Annotated in this window: 4 protein-coding genes; 3 read left to right on the plus strand and 1 reads right to left on the minus strand. The window is 47.4% G+C overall.

The features are described from left to right. Nucleotides 1-80: 80 nt before the first annotated feature. Complete coding sequence (locus QUA38_RS27485) at nucleotides 81-542, minus strand: cupin domain-containing protein (RefSeq protein WP_333167484.1); 462 nt, start codon at nucleotides 540-542, stop codon at nucleotides 81-83. A gap of 261 nt (nucleotides 543-803) precedes the next feature. On the opposite strand from QUA38_RS27485, the gene QUA38_RS27490 reads away from it, so the two are divergent. From QUA38_RS27490 to QUA38_RS27500, 3 genes are all read left to right on the plus strand, one after another. Next, nucleotides 804-2258 (plus strand): folate/biopterin family MFS transporter, encoded by a 1455-nt coding sequence (locus QUA38_RS27490; RefSeq protein ID WP_333167486.1) that lies wholly within the window; start codon nucleotides 804-806, stop codon nucleotides 2256-2258. A 128-nt stretch (nucleotides 2259-2386) separates the two neighbouring features. After that, on the plus strand, nucleotides 2387-3883 hold the full coding sequence (locus tag QUA38_RS27495; RefSeq protein WP_333167488.1) for a carotenoid oxygenase family protein: 1497 nt from the start codon (nucleotides 2387-2389) through the stop codon (nucleotides 3881-3883). A gap of 232 nt (nucleotides 3884-4115) precedes the next feature. Further along, nucleotides 4116-4546, plus strand: a 431-nt coding sequence (locus QUA38_RS27500; protein WP_333167490.1) for a DUF4436 family protein, incomplete at its 3' end; no start/stop codon positions are given.

Below are 4546 nucleotides of genomic sequence, written 5' to 3' on the forward strand. Positions count from 1 at the left end.
TGAGGAATTCCATCAGCTTTAGCAAGATACCACAAAGCGTGTTCCGCTGAAGTCCAAAGATTCACTTGACTCATAAATTTTCAACTCTCATAAACCTCGCCATTTTTGCGAGTAAAAATCCAACTCTTGCCGTTAGCTTTCGCAATTAGATCGTCATCGGGATATTCGGCACTATCTCCCAGAGTGCGATCGCCAATTTCGAGATAAACAACATCTGCATTCGAGCTGTTAACTAAATGATGCCCATCTGAATCCCCCGCCCGAAAACCCGCCGCCATACCCGGTGTCAGCACTTGCTCTCCCGAATTTGTAATTAGAGTAACTTCCCCTTCCAGAACATAGATTAACTCATCTTGACGGGTATGCCAATGCCTGAGGGCAGAACAACTTCCCGGCGCAAGTCTCACCCAATTTACCCCAAAATTCTGCAATCCGGCAGCATCGCCCAAGCGTTTTTTAACTCTCCCCGCAACAGCAGATTGGAATTGCTGAGGGTACTTAGAACCCGTAATTTCCGGCACATTTTTAGGCTCAATAATCATATAACAAAGCTGAGAGCAGTTGTGAGTTTTTTCTTCTTTCTCTTGCTTGGCGTCCTAGGGTTTACGCGCGGCTTCGCCTAACGCGCCTTCGCGGTTCGTTTTTCTGTTTTTATTATTACAAAACACGCTTAAATTCAAGATAAATACAATTTTATAGCACTTACCAGATCCCCGCCACTCTCGCCTCCCACTTCCGACAGTTCCCCCAACTCATTAAGAATGTGTTATAAATATTGAGATTCATTAAGAAATATTGCTCAAATGCTCGTTTCCCCCTCCGGCGTCAGCAAACTCAAAGAATCTTTAAAAGAAAAAGTATTCTTTGGGAATGAGCCAACCCCCGAACTTATAGCCATCTTACTGATTTACTTCGTCCAAGGCATTCTCGGACTAGCCCGCTTAGCCGTCAGCTTCTTTCTCAAAGACGAACTCGGCATGAGTCCGGCAGAAGTCTCGGCCATGCTGGGCGTCGTAGCCCTGCCTTGGATTATCAAACCCGTGTTCGGGTTCATGTCCGACGGCTTGCCGATATTCGGCTACCGCAGACGCCCTTACATCGTCCTCTCCGGGCTGCTGGGAACCTTAGCATGGGTGAGCCTCGCAACAATTGTACACACACCGCTGGCAGCTACAGGCGCGATTGCCCTGAGTTCCCTCTCCCTCGCCGTCAGCGACGTAATCGCCGACTCCCTGGTAGTCGAAAGGGCCAGAAAAGAATCGGTTACCGACGCCGGTTCCCTGCAATCCTTGTCTTGGGGCGCTTCAGCCCTGGGTGGACTAATTACCGCCTACCTCAGCGGTTCATTGCTGCAACAATTCAGCACCCACACAATATTTTTAATCACCGCATCTTTCCCGCTAATTGTATCAGCAACAGCTTGGTTAATTGTCGAAGAAAAAACCAACAAAAGAACCGACTTTGAAACTGTCAAAGACCAATTAAAACAACTACGGCAAGCTGTTACCCAAAAAACAATTTGGCTGCCCACCGCATTTCTGTTCCTGTGGCAAGCCACCCCAAGCTCAGACTCCGCCTTCTTCTTTTTCACCACCAACGAATTAGGGTTTCAACCAGAATTTATCGGTCGAGTTCGCCTCGTTACCAGCATTGCCGCCCTTGCGGGCATCTGGCTGTTTCAGCGCTTCCTCAAAACAGTTCCATTTCGAGTAATTTTTGGCTGGTCAACGGTCATTGCGGCTGCTTTGGGCATGACTACTTTATTATTAGTAACTCATGCCAACCGAGCTTTAGGAATTGACGATCAATGGTTCAGCATCGGAGACAGCCTGATTCTGACAGTAATCGGACAAATTGCTTATATGCCAGTGCTGGTACTCTCCGCCCGGTTGTGTCCAAGAGGCGTGGAAGCAACTTTATTTGCGCTGCTGATGTCAATCACAAATTTAGCAGGACTTTTGTCTCACGAAGGCGGCGCACTTTTGACCCACTTGCTAGGAATTACCGATCGCAATTTCGATAACCTCTGGCTGCTAATTGTCATCACAAACCTGTCCACACTTCTGCCCCTACCGTTTTTAAATTGGCTGCCGGCCGATAGTACAGAAAGCGCCGATCCAAATGCTCAAAAGTCTCTTCCCGTATTAGAACCAGAAATGGGCAGTTCCAAACCAGGTGGACAGCATTTCATGCCCGAATACTTTCCCGACTTAGTACCGACAGTAAGGTCACAAAGCCGCACCGCAGACAGCAAATAAAGGCAAACACACACAGATTTTGACACGGGTACACGGATGAATTTAACTGTGTTTCCCAATTATCCGATTGCCTTCTCTCTGCGCCCTCTGTGTTCTCTGCAGTTAAAAAATTCGCTCCCGTAACACCAATGCAAAACTTACAACTTTCCCCACCTCAAACAGCCGCCCAAAACGTATCATACGATCGCACAGACTGGCAGCGCGGGTACGAATCCCAACCCAACGAATCCGACTACTGGATTGACGACATAGAAGGCGAAATCCCCGCCGACTTGCAAGGCACATTCTTTCGCAACGGGCCCGGATTATTAGAGGTCAACGGCCAACGCATCCACCACCCGTTTGACGGTGACGGGATGGTTTGTGCGATCGCAATATCCGAAGGCCGCGCCCATTTCCGCAACCGATTCGTCCGCACAGAAGGCTATCTCGCCGAACAAGAAGCCGGAAAAATTCTCCACCGAGGCGTTTTCGGCACACAGAAGCCAGGGGGTTGGCTAGCCAACATCTTTGATGTCAAAATCAAAAACATTGCCAACACCAACATCATTTATTGGGGCGACAAACTGCTAGCGCTTTGGGAAGCAGCACAGCCCTACAGACTCGACCCCCGCACCCTAGAAACACTCGGCTTAGATACCCTAGACGGCATCTTGGAACCGGGTGAAGCCTTCGCTGCCCACCCCAGAATAGAAAAAGGGAAAAATAGCAAAGGAGACAGATTAGTAAACTTTTCCGTCAAGCCCGGTTTGTCGAGTACCATCACGATTTACGAACTCGACGAAAGCGGCAAACTTTTGCAGCGTCACGCCCATGCAATACCGGGTTTTGCCTTCCTGCACGACATGGTAATTACCCCGAATTACTGTATATTTTTCCAAAATCCCGTCAGCTTCAATCCTCTACCATTCGTGTTAGGATTGCGGAGTCCCTCCCAGTGCATTCAATTTTCGCCAAACAAGCCAACGCAAGCAATTTTAATTCCCCGCAACGGCACTGACGAGGTGAAGATATTAGAAACTGAACCTTGTTTTGTCTTCCACCACTGCAACGCATGGGAAGAAGGAGACGAAGTTTTTGTTGACTCAGTTTGTTACGAATCATTTCCCACTGTAGAGGCGGACGGCGATTTTCGCGAGGTTGATTTTGAGAGCGTTCCAGCAGGGGAATTGTGGAGGTTTAAGTTAAATTTGCAAGACCAAACCGTTCAGCATCAAGTTGTTGAAACTAGGTGCTGCGAGTTTCCAACTTTGCATCCCAATAATGTCGGACAACCTTACCGATATCTTTACATCGGTGCTGCTGATGCTCCCACGGGGAATGCCCCTTTGCAAGCTATCCTGAAAATGGATTTCCTGACTGGTGAAAGGCAAATTTGGAGTGCGGCACCGCGTGGTTTTGCGGGGGAACCTGTGTTTGTTCTGCGTCCCGATGCTGTTGCTGAGGATGACGGCTGGCTCCTGCTTTTAATGTATGATGCAGCTCATCATCGATCGACCTTAGTGATTTTAGATGCTCGCGACATCACCAAAGGACCCCTAGCGCGCTTGCATTTAAAACAGCACATTCCCTACGGTTTGCACGGAAGTTTCACACCAAATGTACTGCTTCCTATCGGTTCGTAGTGGCCCGTTGATTCGCCTGGTTCTTGCGCCGATGAGCGCCACAGCCCGCCGGCGGTTTTTAACCCCCGGCTCACAGCGAAAGTCCTCTAAAATAGGACTAAAACTAACATTTATTATTGATCGAGTTTCTTTAGTCGGTTTCAACAGACTTTAGCTATGAGCCAGGGGTTTAAACCCCTGGTGGATTGCCGGGAGTGCTAACAACTATTCAAGATGTAAAATATCATAATAAATGCAAACTATTAACACATTTAATTTTAGAAAAATACTTATTTTAATTGGCACTTTCCTCGCAATTTTCGCAATAATCCTATCTATTTACTCTCACAATGCTAATGCCCAAGAGCCTTACAATCCATCTCCAGAAAGCGCTGTAGCGTCCAAAGGCTTGGTTGAGGTCAAAATGACGGTAATTGCCGTTGATCCCATTAAGAACGAATTAGAAGCCCGCTTGCAGTTTGAACTCAAAGGTATTTATAAAAAAGGGCCAACTTACCCGGCTCAAGACTTGTTAATGACAGTTAACGGCGCAAATGTACAGGATTCGGAAATTACCTTTAAAGAAGGCAAACCGATGATTGTCCCTGCATTGAAGTTTAACTTAGTCAAAGGAAAAATTAACAATTACCCGTTTGATAGGCACATTGCTAAAGTAGCTATTTC

This window comes from Microcoleus sp. Pol12B4, assembly GCF_036701385.1.
Taxonomy (GTDB): domain Bacteria; phylum Cyanobacteriota; class Cyanobacteriia; order Cyanobacteriales; family Microcoleaceae; genus Microcoleus.